The 17,498-nt window shown below is 67.1% G+C and carries 13 protein-coding genes; 3 read left to right on the plus strand and 10 right to left on the minus strand.

The features are described from left to right. Positions 1 to 23 precede the first annotated feature (23 nt). The 4 genes from ACXJKC_RS08125 to ACXJKC_RS08140 all read right to left on the minus strand — a co-directional run bounded on the left by ACXJKC_RS08125 (position 24) and on the right by ACXJKC_RS08140 (position 5,434). Complete coding sequence (locus ACXJKC_RS08125; RefSeq protein ID WP_456696196.1) at positions 24 to 1,964, minus strand: primary-amine oxidase; 1,941 nt, start codon at positions 1,962 to 1,964, stop codon at positions 24 to 26. 159 nt (positions 1,965 to 2,123) lie between these two features. Then, positions 2,124 to 2,960 carry an alpha/beta fold hydrolase gene (locus ACXJKC_RS08130; RefSeq protein WP_456696197.1) on the minus strand — a complete coding sequence of 279 codons (837 nt, stop codon included), beginning with the start codon at positions 2,958 to 2,960 and terminating at the stop codon, positions 2,124 to 2,126. Beyond that, complete coding sequence (locus ACXJKC_RS08135; protein WP_456696198.1) at positions 2,950 to 4,398, minus strand: APC family permease; 1,449 nt, start codon at positions 4,396 to 4,398, stop codon at positions 2,950 to 2,952. Before ACXJKC_RS08135 ends, ACXJKC_RS08130 begins: the two co-directional genes overlap by 11 nt. Before the next feature lie 199 nt (positions 4,399 to 4,597). Next, positions 4,598 to 5,434, minus strand: coding sequence for an EamA family transporter (locus ACXJKC_RS08140; protein ID WP_456696199.1), 837 nt, complete (start codon positions 5,432 to 5,434; stop codon positions 4,598 to 4,600). Positions 5,435 to 5,787: 353 nt separating this feature from the next. On the opposite strand from ACXJKC_RS08140, the gene ACXJKC_RS08145 reads away from it, so the two are divergent. Further along, the gene (locus tag ACXJKC_RS08145; RefSeq protein ID WP_456696200.1) at positions 5,788 to 6,582 is read left to right on the plus strand and encodes an IclR family transcriptional regulator; all 795 of its coding nucleotides are present in this window, start codon (positions 5,788 to 5,790) and stop codon (positions 6,580 to 6,582) included. Positions 6,583 to 6,595: 13 nt separating this feature from the next. Here ACXJKC_RS08145 and ACXJKC_RS08150 read toward each other — a convergent pair whose 3' ends face one another. The 5 genes from ACXJKC_RS08150 to ACXJKC_RS08170 all read right to left on the minus strand — a co-directional run bounded on the left by ACXJKC_RS08150 (position 6,596) and on the right by ACXJKC_RS08170 (position 13,274). Beyond that, positions 6,596 to 7,381: an IclR family transcriptional regulator gene (locus ACXJKC_RS08150; protein ID WP_456696201.1), complete on the minus strand. Its 786-nt coding sequence runs from the start codon at positions 7,379 to 7,381 to the stop codon at positions 6,596 to 6,598. Positions 7,382 to 7,590: 209 nt separating this feature from the next. Continuing rightward, entirely contained in the window at positions 7,591 to 8,598 is a 1,008-nt protein-coding gene (locus ACXJKC_RS08155) for a sugar ABC transporter substrate-binding protein (RefSeq protein WP_456696202.1), read from the minus strand. Further along, complete coding sequence (locus ACXJKC_RS08160) at positions 8,595 to 10,646, minus strand: FAD-dependent oxidoreductase (protein ID WP_456696203.1); 2,052 nt, start codon at positions 10,644 to 10,646, stop codon at positions 8,595 to 8,597. Before ACXJKC_RS08160 ends, ACXJKC_RS08155 begins: the two co-directional genes overlap by 4 nt. Next, entirely contained in the window at positions 10,639 to 11,712 is a 1,074-nt protein-coding gene (locus ACXJKC_RS08165) for an ABC transporter permease (RefSeq protein WP_456696204.1), read from the minus strand. Before ACXJKC_RS08165 ends, ACXJKC_RS08160 begins: the two co-directional genes overlap by 8 nt. Positions 11,713 to 11,732: 20 nt before the next feature. Continuing rightward, positions 11,733 to 13,274: a sugar ABC transporter ATP-binding protein gene (locus ACXJKC_RS08170; RefSeq protein ID WP_456696205.1), complete on the minus strand. Its 1,542-nt coding sequence runs from the start codon at positions 13,272 to 13,274 to the stop codon at positions 11,733 to 11,735. A gap of 246 nt (positions 13,275 to 13,520) precedes the next feature. Here ACXJKC_RS08170 and ACXJKC_RS08175 point away from each other — a divergent pair, with 246 nt between their 5' ends. Both ACXJKC_RS08175 and ACXJKC_RS08180 read left to right on the plus strand, forming a co-directional pair. Further along, positions 13,521 to 14,327 (plus strand): alpha/beta fold hydrolase, encoded by an 807-nt coding sequence (locus tag ACXJKC_RS08175; protein ID WP_456696206.1) that lies wholly within the window; start codon positions 13,521 to 13,523, stop codon positions 14,325 to 14,327. A 68-nt stretch (positions 14,328 to 14,395) separates the two neighbouring features. Next, entirely contained in the window at positions 14,396 to 16,360 is a 1,965-nt protein-coding gene (locus ACXJKC_RS08180; RefSeq protein WP_456696207.1) for a GMC family oxidoreductase N-terminal domain-containing protein, read from the plus strand. Positions 16,361 to 16,437: 77 nt separating this feature from the next. Here ACXJKC_RS08180 and ACXJKC_RS08185 read toward each other — a convergent pair whose 3' ends face one another. After that, positions 16,438 to 17,496: a sugar ABC transporter substrate-binding protein gene (locus ACXJKC_RS08185; RefSeq protein ID WP_456696208.1), complete on the minus strand. Its 1,059-nt coding sequence runs from the start codon at positions 17,494 to 17,496 to the stop codon at positions 16,438 to 16,440. Positions 17,497 to 17,498: the final 2 nt, after the last annotated feature.

The raw sequence follows: 17,498 nt of genomic DNA on the forward strand, positions 1-17,498 counted from the left end.
TGGTCCTTCCTGGTGCCGACACGTCAGTGGCAGTGCTGGTCGGTGGGACGGTCCCCGTGTCCGCTGCCGCCTGTGTGCGCAGACTGCGAGGCGGGGACGTCGAGGGCGGGGTTCTTGTCGAAGAAGTTGGCCGGCAGCAGGTGGAAGCCTGCGACCTCCGTCGGCATGACGGGCCAGTCCTCGGCCCGGGGCACGTGCGTCACGCCGAGGGTGTGCCACAGCACGATGTCGGTGTCCTCGGTCGGCCGGTCGGCCTCCGTCCAGCGGGGCAGGCCGTCGCCCGAGCGGCTCTGGTTCGGGAAGTCACCGCTCGGACGCATTTCGTCGGGTGAGTAAGGCGTGACCCACATGTTGCGGGTCGCGAAGCCCGCCCGCTTCGCGACCAGCGACGGCGCCTGCGCCAGCATCGTGGCCGACGACCATCCTGGGAGGAACTTGTAGCCGACGGGGTTGCCCCACGCATTGGTCTTCGACCGGTTGAGGATCGACCAGTTGCGCGACGACTGCGTGTTGGTGTGGTCGTCGCCCGCCAGTTCGTGATCGATGACGGTGCGGTGGACGCCGATCGCGTTGCCGTAGGGGTTCTCCGGCCCGACAGGCACACCATAGGCGTCGTTCTGCACGACGGTGTTCTCCCAGCCGTCGACCTCTGGGTCGAGCCGGAACGAGAACAGGTGCTGGTGGTAGGTCGCGACGAGGTTCTCGGCGATACGGGTGCCGTGTGCCGAGGTCTCGCCCTTTTCGACCGAGCGAGTCTGGACGATGCCCAGCAATTTGACCTCGACCTGGATCGACGCGTCCTGGTAGAAGTTCCAGTAGAAGCCGTAGTGGTAGTTACCGACCGTCGCGATGAAGCTCACGACGAGGCGCCGCGAACGGCGCACGTCGACCTCGCCGGTCACCCAATCGGTGTGCTTCCAGAGAATGCCGGCGTCCTCCTCGTGGATGCAGATCGCGTTCTCGACCGTGGTCGGCTCACCATCTTCGCCGGCGTTCACGGCGTCGAGGTAGACGATCTCGCCCAAGCAGTCGCAACCCAGACGTAGGGAGTTGGCCAGCTTGCCGAGGCCGAATTCGCCGGCGTCGAAGGCGCTGCGCCAGAAGTGCTCCTTCGACGGGTCGCCGTAAGGGACAACCATCTCGCCGAGCGAGGCGCGGTGCAGCACGGACCTGTACTCGCCGTCGTCCTGGTACTCCACGGCGTGCAGCACGAGGCCCTCGAGCGGGTGCCAGTTGATGCGGAAGCGCCACTTCTGCCACGTCAGCTCGGGACCGTCAATCGTGAAGCCGACGCCCTGGGGCTGGGTGATCTCCAGCGGCGCGATGTCGGTGCGCATCGGCTGGTTGGCGTCGGCCGTGTAGTTGGCCTGCTCCTTGTTCATGGGACGCACGCCGAAGTCGTGGACCTCGATCACCTCGAGCGTCACGAGGTCGACGACGGCGATGACGCCCTCGACGGGGTGGGCATAGCCGTTGTCGGACGGGAAGTCGCGGTAGTACGTGACCGAGCCTGCCAGGCGGCGTCCCTCGACGTCGTAGTCGAGCACGCCGGGAACCGCCATGTTGGCGACGCCCCACGGGTCGATCTGCACCTTGTCCATGTCGGTGATGCCGCGCTTGGCGAGTGCCTCGATGTAGCGCGGGTCCTTCTTGATGAGGTCCGGCACCAGGTCGAACTCGTCCAGCAAGACGGGCGCCGCACCGTCGTTGATCGGCACCGACGAGACGAGCGTGTCCGCATCGAGGTCGACGACGAGGTCATGCGTGGCACCTGTCGCGCGGTCGACCAGCAGCACGCGCGCTCGGCGGGCGATGTCGACGCCTTCACGCAGCAGCCGCTTGTCGGGCTCGTCGGTGTAGACCGCGGAGAAGCCGGGGCGCTCGGCGACGTTCTCGCGTCGGACGATGGCTGCGACACGACGCATCTCGTCGGCGGTCAGGGAGTCGAACAGGGGGTTGCGCACGGGGTGGGTCCTTTCGTCGTGCAAGGTCATCCACAGACAACCACCGGCTGGGCCTCCGTGGGGTATGGGCGTTTCGCTCAGCGGGCCTTCCGACTCCCTGACACGCAACGGTGGCGACACCCCGGGGGGGCCGCCACCGTTGTCACGCCGTCGTTCCCTCTACTGCGGTACGACCCAATCCAGGAACTCCACGACCGCGTCGGCGACACTCTCCGGCAGCTGTTCCGTCATCGGGATCATCCCGCCCTCGATGACCGCGACCTCGACCCGCGGGGCACCCGTGAGCTCGACCTGCATGCGGGCGACGTCAGGGAATGAGAACGGATCGGCGTCTGCACCCAGGATCAGGACCGGTGCCACGACCAGACCCACCCGATCCTCCATGACATACCGCGCACATGCGACGTGGCCCTCGAGGGGGTCGACTCCCGGCGCGAGCGCATCGCGGACGAAGCGGTTGAGCAAGTCTGGCCTGCCTGCCGGGTAGTGAGGCCGCCGCTGGTTCCACCACGTCACAAGGTGGCTGCCCTCCTCGTCCACCTCGGCATCATCGACGCCGCCGGGGCCGTCCGCCTGAGCGGCACGGAACTCCGGGCCGGTGTAGGCAGGTGACGACAGCACCACCGCCGAGATCCGCTCGGGTGCGGCTGCCGCCACCTCGACCGCGACGACGGCACCTGTGTGGTGACCCATCACGGCGAACCGGTCCAGACCGAGCGCGTCGGCGAGGTGCAACGCACCCGAGGCGTACTGCTCGATGGTCTGCGGTCCCTCGGGCTTGGCCGACTGGCCGAAACCGTACATGTCCATCGCGATGATGCGATGGTGCTCGCCGACCAAGGGCATCAGCTCGGTGAACTCGTCATACGACCGCGGGGTCTGGTGCAGGCAGATGATCGTCGTTTCACCCGATCCCGCCTCGGCATAGTGCAGTTGCCCCAGCGGGGTATCGGCGTATCCGAGGCGCACGAGCACACCGGCGCCGTCAGTCGACAAGGGTCCGGCCCATGTTCGCGTAGGTCTCCGGGCGAGCCTGACGTGCCCGCAAGGCCACGGCGATCGCGACGACAATCGTCAGCAGGTGCAGGTACGGCATGGCGTTGATGATCTTGGAGTCGGTGCCCGTGATCGCGGTGAAGTTCGACAGGGCGAAGTAGGTGATCGCGCCGAACCCGATCAGCGACAGGCCCGGTGCGACGGTCTGCGCCCAGCCGTAAATGCCCTGACGGGCGAAGTACACCAAGACCGCCAGCGACGTCGTGGTGATCAACAGCATCAGGCCGACCGCGCCAAAGCCCGTGAGACCCGACGTGAGAGTGGTCAGCGGGTCGAGCCCGGCGAGTGCAAAGCCGATGACGACAAGGATCTCGACGGCGTAGCCCGTCGAGCCGGCGACGACCGGCGACTGGTGCTTGGGATGCAGGGTGCGCAGCTGCCGCGGCAGGAAGCCGTCCCGGCTGAGGGCGAACATGTAGCGCGAGGCCGCGTTGTGGAACGCCAGCACGCCGGCGAAGCAGCTCGTCACGATGAGCACCTCGAAGATCGTCGTCCAGGCCGACCCGACGAACTCGTCGCTGAGATCGAACGCGAACGTGCCGGGGCTCTTGGCCGCCGCTGCGGTCGCGCCGTCCGAGCTCGCGAGGAACGCCCACGACGTCAACACGAAGAACACGCCGATGCAGGCCATCGAGATATAGGTCGCCCGCGGGACGGTGCGCTCGGGGTCCTTGGCCTCCTCGGCGTAGATCGCGGTGCCCTCGAAGCCCTGGTAGCACGAGAACGCGAAGATCATGCCGACGCCCACCACACCCGGGGCGAAGACGTTGTCGAGGCTGAACGAGCTGGCCGGCAGGCTGCTGAACCCGTTCTGCGCGATGATCGCGATGTCCAGCACCAGAACCACGATCAGCTCGAGGACCAGTGCCACCCCGAGCACGCCAGCTGCGAGGGTGATCTTGAGGTAGCCGAGCGTGAAGGCGATGGTCAGGCCGACCACGGTGTAGAACCACCACGGCAGGTCGATGCCCAGGAGCTTGTCGGCGCTGCCTGCTGCGAAGAAGCCCATCGCACCACCGGTCGCCGAGGCGAGCGCCAGGTACGCGGTCGTGGCCATGTAGGCGCCCGCGAGGCCGACGGGGCGACCAATCCCCTTGACGATGTAGGCGAAGAAGGCGCCTGCGTTGTGCACGTGAGGAACCATCTTGGTGAACCCGACGGCGAACAGCAGCATGATCGCCATGACGAACACGTACATGCCGGGCGTGCCGACTCCGACGCCCAGTCCGATGGCAAGCGGCAGGATCGCCACGGCGCCTCCGGCCGGCGCGACCGTGGCCATCACCATGAACACGATGTGCGAGACGTTGAGACTTCCTTGCGCCAGCTCGGTCGTACTGCCTGAGGGAGACCGACCGGTCTCCGTACGTTCTGCCATGGGAAAACTCCTCCTGCTGGGACGGCGTGGGGTCTGAGACCGTCGACTAGCGGACAGTGTGGAGAGCCGCCCTCCCCCTGACTATGGGCCCGGTCCGCTCAGCGACACGCACCGGCATCACGCCGTGGGACTAATCTTTCTGCGTTCGTGTTGCTCGCACGTCACGAACGTCGAAAGATCTGTCCCTCGGCGGATCGAGTCAGGCGAAGCCGAGCAGGGCGACGCCGGCGAAGGCGATGAGCGCGCCGAGTTGTTGCACCGCCAGCATCCGCTCGCGCAGCACCCATCGAGCCAGCAGCACCGTGAAGACGGGATAGAGCGACGCCACGACACCGACGAGGCTCACCAGTCCCAGCGTTGTCGCGTGGGCAAGCAGCAGCGTGCCCGCCACGTCGATGACACCGATGGAGAGAACGACCATCGCGAGCCACCGTCGAGGCACCTCAGCCAGCGAGCGCCGACGCCGCACCAGCACAGGCAGCGACAGCGCCACGACCGTGGCCTTGAGGATCAGCACGGTCCACACGATGCCGCCGTCGGCAGCCTCGCCGATGAAGGCCGTTGCTGAGCCAAACCCGATGCCTGAGAACGCCGCCAGCACGACCGGCCGGCCGGCGAGACGGTCCGTGAGCTCGGGGCCCGAGGCCAATACGACCCCCGCGATGCCTAGCACCGCGCCGCCGATCGCGATCAGTGACGGCACCTCCCCCAGGTAGAGGACGCCCCACAGCACCGGCACCAGCACGCCGAGAGCACTGACCGGCGCGACCACACCCATCGTCCCCACCGACAACGCCGAGTAGAACGATACAAGGCCGAGGACCATCCCGACACCAGCGGCGAGGGCCCACACCAATTGACCGGGATGATCGCTGACTGGTTGCGTCACGAGCGCAACGATGAGGATCACCACGAAACCCGCGGACTGCGAGACGGCCACGACGACGACCGACGGCAGGCGTCGGCTGGCGACTCCTCCCAGGAAGTCGGCCGTGCCGCCGCACGCCGAAGCGAGCAGCGCGAACAGCACCGCCATGTGGACCTCCTGAGACGGTGATCCTCTCCCATGGTGGGCACCGAGAGGCTCCAGCGGTTCGGTCAGTGAAACGCGGCGCGATGTCACGACCGGTCGCCACTACCTCGCCCCGATCAAGAGGTTTCGAGGCTCGCTCGTAGAACTCGCTCACACCTCAACCCACGACCGGTCACCACCAGCTCGCCGGTTGAGGCGCGAGGCCGTCCACGGCCGAGCCTCGAAACCACCCAGGGTTTCGAGGCACCCCCTACTCGCTGCACGTCGGTGCCCTTCGTGTCGTCAATCAAGGAGACGTTCCGTTCAGCGGCCCGCTGCAGTGGCCAACACATCGGCCGAGAACTCAGATTCAGACAATGCACCTGAGCGAGGGACGCCCCCTATCGATGCTCGATCGTGCGGTGCAGTTGCTCAAGGCGTTCCGCCCCGACGGCGCGCCCTTGACGTTCAGCGAGCTCGTGCACGCGGGCGGTCTCAGTCGCACAACGACGCACCGACTGGCCCACGACCTGGTACGCATCGGGCTACTGCGCTTCGAGGACAATCGCTACTCGGTGGGCCTGATGCTCTTCGAACTCGGCCGGCTCGTGCCCGTGAGCCGGACGATCCGCGATGCTGCTGTGCCCTTCCTGCAGGATTTGTTCGAAGCCACCCACGAGACCGTCCACCTGGGCCTGCGTGACGGCTTCGACGTCGTCTACGCCGAGAAGATCCACGGCCATGGCAGTATCGATCTTCCCTCACGCGTGGGCGGACGGCTGCCGCTCAGCTGTACTGCGGTGGGTAAGGCACTTCTGGCGGCTGATTCGGTTGCCGAGGCCCAGGTGCTGAAACACCCCCTGCCCCGTCTCACCAGCAAGTCGATCACCGATGCCTCGACCCTTGCCGCCCAACTGGTCGACGCACGACAGACGGGCGTGACACTGGAGCGCGAGGAGTCCAATCTCGGAGTCGCCTGCGTAGCATCCGCAATCATCGTCGACGGCAGAGCCACGGCGGCGGTCTCGGTATCCGTGCCGATCGACCGCTACGAGCCATGGCGACTCGCGGCAGCCGTCCGCACGACGGCCCTCGGAATCTCCCGACAGCTCAGTCTCCCGGGCTCCCGCCGCAGAACGGGGAAGCCAGCCGGACGTGGCAACGGTCGATGACCCACGCGCTCCTTCACGCTGCGGCAAATCCGGCTCTGCGCCGAATATCGGCCAACGCCTTGACATACGCAGGGAAGTCAGCGCGGAACGACGGCGCCGTCACGGAGATGGCTGCGACGACCAAGCCAGATTCGCCGTAGACCGGGACTGCCACGCTCGCGAAGCCCGGCGTCGTCTCCTCCCTCTCCAACGCAAAGCCGGACTCCCGGGCCCTGGCGATCTGTTCCTGCAGCACTCGAGGCAGGACGATGGTAGACCGGGTCAGCCTCGGAAGCCCCCGGCGCAGGATCTCGTCGAGCAGTTCGGGGTCGGCGTGCGCGAGCAGGACCTTGCCGGTGGCGGTGCAGTGCAGTGGCATGCGGCCCGCGATACGGGACGGGCGGGTCTTTTGCGCATGGCTGTTGACCTTCTCGAGATACAGGACCTCGGTACCGTCGAGCACCGCGAGATGCACTGTTTCCTTGGTGAGGAAGTGCAGTGTCTCCATATGCGGCCGCAATGTCTCGCGCAGGCGACGCAATCGTGACACGCGCGAGCCGAGTTCGAAGGCACGGACGCCGAGCAGGTACTCGACATCGTCGCGCTCGAGCATGCCCCAAGCGAGCAGTTCATGGCAGAGCCGGTGGACAGACGCCTTCGGGATGCCGGTGCGTCGGGCGAGCTCGGACAAGGTGAGACCGTCGTCGTCGACGTCGAAGGCCTCCAGGATCAACCGCACCTTGCCGAGGACGCTGTTCGCTCCGTCACCCAACCCATCGCCCAGTGGTGTCCTCGTCAGCGGACGACGCGTGCGGCTCACCTGGCGAGTAGATGAGTGTCGCGCTTGATCGGTCGACGTATCCATCGACATAGTGAACGTCATCGATGTCCTCTCACCCAAAATCAGTTCCGTCAGACGGAACACGCCATGGACGGGTGGCCGCATCCGAGTTGTCGCTCGTGCTCCGACGCACGAGGACCCCCGATCCTGGAGAGGATCGGGGGCCTGCACGAGGCGGTGCGCCGTGGCTACTTGACCAGCGGGATGGTGTCGAGCGTGTAACCCCGCGATCCGGGCTTCTTGTACGTGTCGATGTTCTCCGCCGACCAGAAGACCGACTCCACGACGAGCTGCTTCTCGGCCTTTCCGGCCTTGGCATCCTGCACCGCCTTGACGACGGCGAGCCCCGTCGCATTGGCCTGCGGGTCCCAGGTGCCGGTCAGGCGGCCCTGCCGGACGGCCTCGACGGCGTCGGTGTCACCGTTGGCGCCGGTGATGATGACTCCGTCGCTCGTGCCGTCCGAGACCTTCTTACCTGCCTGGGTCACGGCCGCCGAGATGCCGAGGGCCGAGGCGTCGTTGTACGCCCAGAACGCGTCGACGTCGTCGTACTTCGACAGCAGGTCGGACGTGAGGGCAGACGCGGACGACGAGCCGTCTTTGACGTTGTCGGTCTCCGACAGGACGGTCAGACCTGCGGCCTTCGCCGCATCGGTGAAGCATTTGACATTGGCCTGGATCGACGGCACGGGCGGCCCGCCCATCACGATGATCTTGCCGCCGGGACGCCACGTCGCAAACTGCTGCGCGGCGACCTTGAAGGGTGCGTCGTCGGCCTCGCACAGGTTGAGCTGCCACCATACGGTCGTGTCGATCTGGTCGCTCGTGGAGTTGACGCCGATGAGCGGCGTCTTGGTCGACGCCGCCTGCGCGAATGTGCCCTGCATCGCGCCTGCGTCAAGGGTCCAGATCGAGATGGCGTCGACCTTCTTCTGGAGCATCGTCTGCACATTCGACACCTGCGCATCAGGCGACAGGTTCGCGTCGATCACATCAGTCTTCCAACCGAGGCTCTTCGCACCGGCTTTGAAGCCGGCGATCAGCTCCTGCTGGCTGGGCTGAGACTCGACCGGGCTGGAATAGCCGATGGTCAACGAGTCGCCGGACGCCCCCCCGGCGTCGGACGACGAGCCGCAAGCGGATGCGACGAGTGCGATGCCCGCGACAGCGCTGAGTAGCGGCTTACGGAACTTCATGAGGGACCTCCTGGAGTGGGTCGCATCGACGATGCGACCGGTGGGATTGGAACAGTGCGCGATGCGCGCACGGAAGGTGGTGTCGTCCTTGCGGGCGACCGGATCTCCCGAGAATTGAGGAGCGCTTGGGCCGTTCGTTCGGCCAGCGCCATGATCGTGATCATCGGATTGACGCCCGGGGCCGCCGGAAGCGCCGAGGCATCCCCGATCCAGACGCCGGAGACGTCGTGCAACTGGCCCCAGCCGTCCGCGACCGACGTCTCAGGATCGCTGCCCAGGCGACACGAGCCCATCTGGTGCGCCGAGTACGCCGTGTAGTCGTCGGGATCGATGTAGCCGAGATCTTCGACGAAGGCATCGAAATCCTCACCCTTACGCCAGCGGACGTCTTTCCAGTGGAATGTGAACACCTCGGCGGCTCCAGCAGCCCGGTGCATGGCCGCGAGTTCGCTGTGCGCCCGCAAGCCGATACGACGATCGGCGTCGTCGAGCTCCCACCGGACCGCGGCACGCCTCTCGTCATCGAGGTACACCTCGCCGCTGCCGTGGTCGTGCGAGACGCCGTGCCAGGTCGCGAAGCGCCGCAGGTCGAGCAGTCGCTCGCGGGTCGTGCGCCCGTCGACGAACGGCATCTGCCCAGCCCACGTGCCGGGGTTCAGTCCCAGGCTCTCGACCAGGAAGCCGCCGCCGTCGACGACCTTCGTCAGATCGAAGCTGACCGCCGACTGGATCTGCCCGTGCCAAGCCTCGATGGGCTCCTCGTAGACCCCGGTGACGATCCACGCGGGGTGCAGGCGCAGATTCCGCCCGACCGCCGGACCTCCGATGCCCGACCGCAGCAGGACGGCGGGTGACTCGATGCCACCCGCAGCCACCACGACCGACGACGCGTCGACGATAAGCTGCCGGTCGCCATCGGCACGGCGGAGCGTCGCCCGTACCCCCGTGGCCACCCCGTTCTCGGTCAGTACCTCATCGACCTCGCACCCGACGACGATCGAGCAGCCTGCGGCGACGGCGTCCTGGAGGTACGTGTGCACCACCGTCCGCTTCGATCCCCGCTGGCAGCCGGCGTTGCAGTATCCGCAGAGCGACGAGTCGTCGTCGCGCGCGGCATTGCGCGGCAGGCGTTCATGCCCGTACCCGAGCGACGCCAAGCCGGTGATCATCGCGCGCGTGTTGCCGTTGTAAACCGTGGCATCAGTCGTGACGCCCAGACGGTCCCATACCTGGTCGAGGTGCTTGTCGAACTCGGGACCGTCGAGACCGGTCAGTCCCTGCGCCGCCCAATCGGCCCGCACATCGTCAGGTGTCCTCAGGCAGACCATCGAATTGATGAGCGTGCCGCCCCCGAGGACCGCCCCCGCCAAGACACCCATCTGCCCGTTCTCCGACCACATGATCCCGCCACGTAGGAACATGCCCGCGCCATCGGAGTCGAGCTCCTTCAAGGAGTCCTCGGCCCGTTGCTCACCTGCTTCGAGCACCAGCACTGACAAGCCGGCCGCCGCACACCGCGCCGCGATGACGGCGCCACCCGCGCCGGATCCGATGATGACGACGTCCGCCGAGATCCGTGATGTGTCGGGATCAAGGACCGGAAGACGACCGGGGGCTTCGCTCGGCGTCACCGGTGCCGACACCGGTCCGGGATAGCCGAGCACCGGCCAGGTCGGGTTCAGTCCGTCGGGGCCCACCCCGTTGACGAACATCCCGAGGACGAGCGTCTTCAGATGGCGCACGCCGAGACGCACGTGCTGGTCGACAGCCGCGCGGTTCAGGGCTGCCGAGCGCTCCTCGAGCCCGAGGTCGGCAAAACCCTCCGCCTGCAGTTGGGCGACTAGTGCCATCACCGCAGCGCGCACCGGGGCATCGAGCCGTGGGATGATCGCCGCCACCGTGATGTCGATGCCGCGTTCGGCCGCACCGTCGCGAAAGTACGCCGCGAGGTCCGGCTCCGCACTGTCGGGCGGGTCGAGCGGTGGCAGAAGAGTCGCGGCGACGGCCACAACCGTCTCCAGCTCGGACTCACTCAGGACGTCAGCCACGGCGACGGCCCTTCGGAAGACGGAACCAACCACGGTCGCGACCGACACCGAGCGCGACGGCCACGATCAGGACGAGACCGTTCACGGTGCCACGCCAGAACGAAGAGACGTCGCTGAGGGTCAGACCGTTCTGAATGACCCCGAGGAACAGGACGCCCAGCACGGTGCCGCCAATCCCTCCCTCGCCACCGGTGTAGGCGGTGCCGCCGATCAGGACCGCAGCGATGACGGTGAGCAGCAGCGTGGAGTCGATGTTGGGCGACGCGCCGGTCAGCCGTCCGACCTGCACGAGGGCGGCGAGCCCCGCGCACAGACCGGCAATGACGTAGACCATCAGCGTCGTGCGGGCAACGTTGATGCCATTGAGCCGTGCGGCCTCACTGTTCGACCCGATTGCGTAGACGCCCCGGCCGAACGAGGTGTAACGCAGCACCAGCGCTGCGAGGACGACCACGACGACGTCGAAGATCAACAGGTACGGGATACCGGCCAGTTTGTCGAGCGTGAAGCGGTAGACCGGCTGGAACCCGTCCAACGTGAACGTGTTGATGGTCTTGCCGCTGTGGAGGACGAGCGCAAAGCTCTCGAAGATCGAAAGTGTGCCGAGAGTGACCACGAGGAACGGGATCTTCAGGTAACTGATCAACACGCCGTTGACCGCACCGAGGAACAGGCCGAAGGCCAGCGTCCCGGCCACCGCAACAAACGCACCCAAACCCGCCGAGAGGAGCTCACCGAAGATCATTGCGGTCGCAGCCCCGGCCGCCGCGGTCGACAGGTCGATGCCGCCCGACAAGATGACGAAGGTGGCCCCGATCGCGAGCAGGAGGATCACGCTGTTGCCCGCGACGAGGTTGGTTGTGTTACCCCAGGTCGCGAAGACGGGCTGGGTCACCGCCAGGTAGACGCACAGGATCACTAAACCGGCGATGACACCGGTGCTGCGTCCCGAGACGCGCTGGACCTCCGACCACACAGACGCGAACCGGGAGGGTATCGCCTCACTAGGCGTGCTGCCGTGGCCAGTGTCAGGCCTGTTCTCGGCAACGAGCGAGTCAGATGACATACGGGGGTTTCCTTTCGTGGTCATGAGGTGACGTCTTGGTTCGTGTGCACGCGGCCGCTGACGGCCAGGTCACCGATGGTTTGCTCCGAGATCTCGTTGCCCTGGAGCTCGCCGCACACCGCTCCACGGAAGAACACGAGGATCCGGTCGCTCAGGCCGATCAGCTCAGGCAGCTCCGACGACACGACGATGACGGCCGCGCCGGACGCGGCCAGCTCGTGGAGCATCGCGTAGATCGCGCTCTTCGAGCCCACATCGACGCCGCGGGTCGGCTCACTCAGAACGTAGACGTCGCAGCCGAGGGCAAACGTGCGCCCGAGGATGACCTTCTGTTGGTTGCCACCCGACAGGAGCGTGATCCGCTTGCTGGGCGATGACGTCTTGACGCCGTAGCGTTCGATCGCGGCCTTGACGCGTCGGCGCTCGACCGACGTACGGACGATGCCGCCGCGCCCCATCAATCGCAACCATGAGACGGAGAAGTTGTCGGAAACGCTGCGGACCGGCAGGAGTGCCGACTTGCGACGGTCGTCGGGGACGTAGCCGATACCTGCGGCGATGACGCGCCGCGGATCCCCGAGGGCTACGTTCTTGCCGTGCACACGGACTGACCCGCTGGCAGCGATCGCCCCGCCGAGCGACATGGCCAGCTGGGCCTTGCCCGATCCCACCAGTCCGGCAATGCCGAGCACCTCGCCCGCGCTGACGGTGAACGATGTAGGGCTCATCTCACCATCGGCGGAAACCAGGTCCTCGACCTCGAGCACCGTCTCGCCGATCCTGACGTCGCGTGACCCGTAGTAGTCGCCGAGGTCGCGGCCGACCATCATGCGCACCAGTTGCGGCTCGGGTGTCGAGGGCAGCGGGACCGAACCGACGAGCATCCCGTCGCGCAGGACCGTCGCCCGTTGCGCCGTCGAGTAGAGCTCGGGCATCCGGTGCGAGATCATCAGCACCGCCACGCCTCGTCCGGCCTGGATCCGCACCAGCTCCAGAAGCCGATCGGTGGCGGACTCAGACAGCGAGCTGGTCGCCTCATCGAGGATCAGCAGCCTAGCCTGGGACGAGATCGCGCGGGCGATCTCCACCTCTTGCTGAAGCTCCACGCTGAGCTCGCGCACCGGCGCGTCGACCGAGATGTGAACGTCGAGCTGATCCAGGACCTCCCGAGCCTGCCTGCGGGCCGACGACCAGTCGACGTGACCCCGCCGCAGCGGCAGGCGTCCCATCATGATGTTCTCGGCGACGGTCAGCGACGGCGCAAGCGTCAGCTCTTGGCTGATCATGACGATCCCGAGGTCCCGAGCCGCGGACGGATCGGCGATAACCGTCTGCTTGCCGTCCACCAGGAGGTGGCCTTCATCGGGCTGCTCGACTCCACCGATGATCTTGGCGAGCGTCGACTTTCCCGAACCGTTCTCCCCGGTCAGCGACAGCACCTCCCCGGCATGGATGGTGAGGTCGACCCCGCTGAGCGCTACGACTCCTGGGTAGCGGCGCACGACTCCCACCACTTCCACCAAGGGTGGTGTGGCCCGCTCCACGTCGTTGTGCATCCTCATCGACCGTCCTCTTCCTCATCGCCGCGAGACTTCGAAGGCTCGAAGTGGCATCACAGTGACAGTGGTCACCGACGTGGTGTGCACGACATGGTCCACTGAGCGGACTCGAAACACCGCGGAAATCTGTACGTCCTGTCTCATCGAGCACAACGCCCGGGTGGACCACTCAGCGAACCGGCCAGACTTGTCCGATCACCCCGTCCCGCCGATACTCCACTGATCCATAGCCAGCAACGGAGACCCCCCATGAGCAGCAACACACCACGGCGCGCCTATGCCGACACTGACCTCGGGCAGGTCCACTACGTCGAGCAGGGCGAGGGTCCCGCGATCGTCCTGCTGCACCAGACGCCACGGTCCTTCGACGAGTTCCGCGAGGTCCTCCCCTTGCTTTCGGCGTCCCGACGGGTCCTGGCGATCGACATGCCAGGCTTCGGCCTCAGCTACGAGATTCCGGCACCGCAATCCATCGATGCCATCGCTGACGGCGTCTTGGCGTTCCTCGACACCCTCGACATCCAGAGCGCTGATCTACTCGGACACCACACCGGCGGTGCCGTGGCCGTCGAGATCGCCGCCCGAACCCCGCACCGCGTCCAGTCACTATTGCTGTCGTCGGCTCCCTGGGCGGACGCCGCGTACCGCGAGGCCCACGCCGATGGTCCGGGCGTCGACGAGGCGGCCATCACCGACGACGGTTCCCACCTGACGACGTTGTGGGCGCTGCGGCAGCCGTACTACCCGGCCGGTCGCCCCGATCTCCTCGACCGGTTCGTGCGCGACGCGCTGGCACCGGGCGTCACCCCCGCCGAGGGCCACATGGCCTGCGGCCGCTACGTCATGGAGGACCGGATCGGTCACGTCGTGGCCCCGACGCTCCTCATCGGGGCGAGCGACGACCCGTTCGCCCTGCCGTCCGTGGCCAAGCTCGCCGAGCACCTGGTCAACGCAGAGCGCCTCGAGCAGGCGATCATCCCCGGCGGAACCATCCCGCTGATGGAGACCAAGAGCCGCGAGGTCGTCGACGCCGTGGAGTCCTTCCTGCGGTCGTAGAGCTGGTCGAAGGCCTCGACGCTCGAGCCGATCGCGTCGGCGGTCCGCTCATCGGAGAAGGAGCCCCCGTGACCGTCGACACGACGCCCACCACCGACATCCGCCTGCTGAGCGCGCTGTGCGACACGATCGTGCCGGCGATCGACGTCCCGGCCGAGGACGCCGCCGAGCGCACCCTGTGGACGACGAGCGCGACGGACCTGGCCGTCGACCAGATCCTGGCGTCGGTGCTGCCGCTGTGGGCACCTCACGTGCAGGCCCTCGTCACGACGACTCTCTCCGCCCTCGGTGACGACTTCGCCACCGCCGATGCCGATCGCCGCGTCGCGGTGTGGCGGGACGCGCTCGAGTCCCATGCCACCCGTCCCGGAGCCCTCATCCTGCAGAGCACCGTGCTGGCCATGTTCTACACGGTCCCCGACGAGCAGATGTCCAACCCGACGTGGTCGGCGCTGGGCTTCGCGGGGCCGCTGCTGGCTCCCCCCTCGGAGGACGCCTTCCCCAAGACCCTGCGCCGCGAGGACCTGCCGGCCGACGTCGAGCAGACGCTGCAGGCCGATGTCGTGGTCGTCGGCTCCGGTGCCGGCGGCGGCGTCGCGGCGGCCCGTCTGGCCCATGCCGGTCTCGACGTGCTGGTGCTCGAGAAGGGGTCGTACCGCAACGAGCCCGACCTCCCGCAGCTCGAGGCCCTGTCGTTCCCCAACCTCTACCTCGGCGGCGGCTTCATCTGGTCGACCGACGCCAGCGTCGGCATGCTCGCCGGCTCGACGGTCGGCGGTGGCACGACCGTCAACTCGATGGCCTGTCTCCCGACGCCCGACTACGTCCTCGACGAGTGGACTGCGGCCGGCATGGTGGGTGCCACCCACGCCGAGTTCGGACCTCACATCGAGTCGGTCATGCGGCGCATCAACGCCGTACCGTCCAACACCGTGCACAACCGCGTCAACCAGATCCTCAACCGGGGCTTCGACGCGATCGGGATGAAGCACGAGACCCTCGCCCGCAACGCCCGCGACGACGACGCTCGCTTCTGCGGCGAGTGCAACGCGGGCTGCCTGGTGGGCTGCAAGCAGTCGACGATGAAGACCTTCCTGCAGGACGCCAGCGACTCCGGCGGACGGCTGCTGGCCGACTGCGACGTCCGTGAGGTGCTGCACGCCGACGGTCACGCGACCGGGGTGCGGGCCGTCGTCCGCACCCCCGACGGCGAGCGTGAGGTCGTGATCGAGGCAACCGTCGTCGTCGTGGCGGCCGGTGCACTCGCGTCACCGACGCTGCTGCAGGGCTCGGGCATCGGCGGTCCGTCGGTGGGCCAGAACCTGCACGTACACCCGTCGTACTTCATGAGCGGCGTCTACGACGAGGTCGTCGAGGGCTGGGCAGGCCAGATCCTGACGAGCGTCTGCCACGACTTCAACCAGGTCGAGGAGGGCCACGGCTTCGTCGTCGAGGCCGCACCCATGGGACTCGGCTTCTGGACCGGACTGACGCCGTGGCACGACGGCGAGCAGCACAAGCGCGAGCAGCTGCGCCTCAAGCACGTGTCGGGCGTCTGGGGCTTCGCCCGCGACCACGGTGCCGGTCACATCGAGCGCGACGCCGACGGGATGCCGGTCGCGACGTGGGGCCTCGACGACCCCGTCGACCTCGCGATCGTGCGCCGCACGCACCAGGAGCTCGCCCGCATCATCAAGGCGTCCGGCGCCAAGGAGATCTTCACGTTCCTGCCCGGTGATCCGCGCTGGCGCGAAGGTGAAGACTTCGACGCCTTCCTCGATGTCCTCGGATCGCTCGAGAAGGACGACGTGCTGACGCTGTCGGCGCACCAGAGCGGCACCTGCCCGACAGGCACCGATCCGGCGACGTCAGTCGTCGACGGACGCGGCCAGCTGCACGACTGCGCGGGCGTCTACATCGTCGACGCCTCGGCGCTGCCCACGGCGCCCGGCGTCAACCCGATGGTCTCGATCGAGGCCTTCGCCAGCAAAACCGCCCAGCACGTCATCGACGACTGGCGAGCCGGCCGCTGACCCCCCGCGATGTGTGACGCTCTGCCCCGGTCCTCGGTGAGGACTGGCGCAGAGCGTCACGAATTTCGAAGGGCTACCTACTTGACGAGCACCGCGACATCGTCCGGGCAACCGGCGTCGGCGCACGTCATGCTGCCGTCGGCGATCTTGCCCGCAGCGTCGTTCCAGTCGACACGCTCGACGAGGTTGTCCTTCGAGTACAGGACCGAGGTCGTCTCGACGTAGGTCGGCACCTTCTTGCCCTCGAGGAGAGCCTTCGAGACCGTCTCGAGGATCAGGCCCGTGCGCCACGGCACCAGGTCGACCGTCGCATCGATGCGACCATCCTTGACCGCCGCGATGCCGTCGTCGTCGCCATTGGTACCGATGATAACGAGCTCGTCGAGACCGGCGGCCTTGGCGGCTACCGCGGCGCCGATGGCGGACGAATCGTTGTAGGCCATGATCCCCTGCACGTCATTCTGGTACTTCGTCAGCGCCGTGGCGACGACCTTCTGGCCGCCTGCTATGTCATCGGTCGCGTTGTCGACGCGACCCAGCCACGAGATCTCCGAGCCCTCGGTGGCGGTCTTCTGGTACTGCTTCATCAAAAGATCCAGCGCTGGCACCGGGGCGCCCAGTCCTACGCCGAGCACCTTGCCCTTGCCGCCCAACTGCGTCTTGACGAAGTCGCCGACCTGCTGCGAGCCGCGCAGACCGCCAGTCTCGACGTTGGAGGAGAGCAACCCCAGATCGGACCCCCGCGACGTGAGCGCTGCCCACCCGACGATCTTGATCCCGGCGTCGCTGGCCCGCTTCAGGGCGGGTTTGAGGGAGTTCCTGTCGAGCGGGTAGACGATGATCAGGTCCACCTTCTGCGCCACGAGCTGGTCGACGTCGGTGACCTGCTTGGCCGGGTCGAGCTGTGCGTCGAGCGCCTTGATCTCGATGCCGTCCCGTTTGGCGGCAGAGGTCAGCGTGTCCTGGGTGAGCTTGAGGATGGGCTGGGCACCCTGCGGGTTCGAGATGCCGATCGTGAACTTCTTGTCAGAGCCGGAGCCGGAGTCCGAGCTGGATGCGCAGGCCGACAGCACCAGCGAGGTGCCGAGCACCAGGGCGAGAGCCGCGGGGAGGCGGCGGGGGGCGAACAAGGACATGT

The sequence above is a fragment of the Aeromicrobium sp. P5_D10 genome (assembly GCF_054049535.1).

Coding starts and splice junctions, on each gene's coding strand:
- ACXJKC_RS08135 (WP_456696198.1), bottom strand. CDS start 4,398: ATGGCAGAACGTACGGAGACCGGTCGGTCTCCCTCAGGCAGTACGACC.
- ACXJKC_RS08140 (WP_456696199.1), bottom strand. CDS start 5,434: ATGGCGGTGCTGTTCGCGCTGCTCGCTTCGGCGTGCGGCGGCACGGCC.
- ACXJKC_RS08145 (WP_456696200.1), top strand. CDS start 5,788: ATGCACCTGAGCGAGGGACGCCCCCTATCGATGCTCGATCGTGCGGTG.
- ACXJKC_RS08155 (WP_456696202.1), bottom strand. CDS start 8,598: ATGAAGTTCCGTAAGCCGCTACTCAGCGCTGTCGCGGGCATCGCACTC.
- ACXJKC_RS08165 (WP_456696204.1), bottom strand. CDS start 11,712: ATGTCATCTGACTCGCTCGTTGCCGAGAACAGGCCTGACACTGGCCAC.
- ACXJKC_RS08170 (WP_456696205.1), bottom strand. CDS start 13,274: ATGAGGATGCACAACGACGTGGAGCGGGCCACACCACCCTTGGTGGAA.
- ACXJKC_RS08175 (WP_456696206.1), top strand. CDS start 13,521: ATGAGCAGCAACACACCACGGCGCGCCTATGCCGACACTGACCTCGGG.
- ACXJKC_RS08185 (WP_456696208.1), bottom strand. CDS start 17,496: ATGTCCTTGTTCGCCCCCCGCCGCCTCCCCGCGGCTCTCGCCCTGGTG.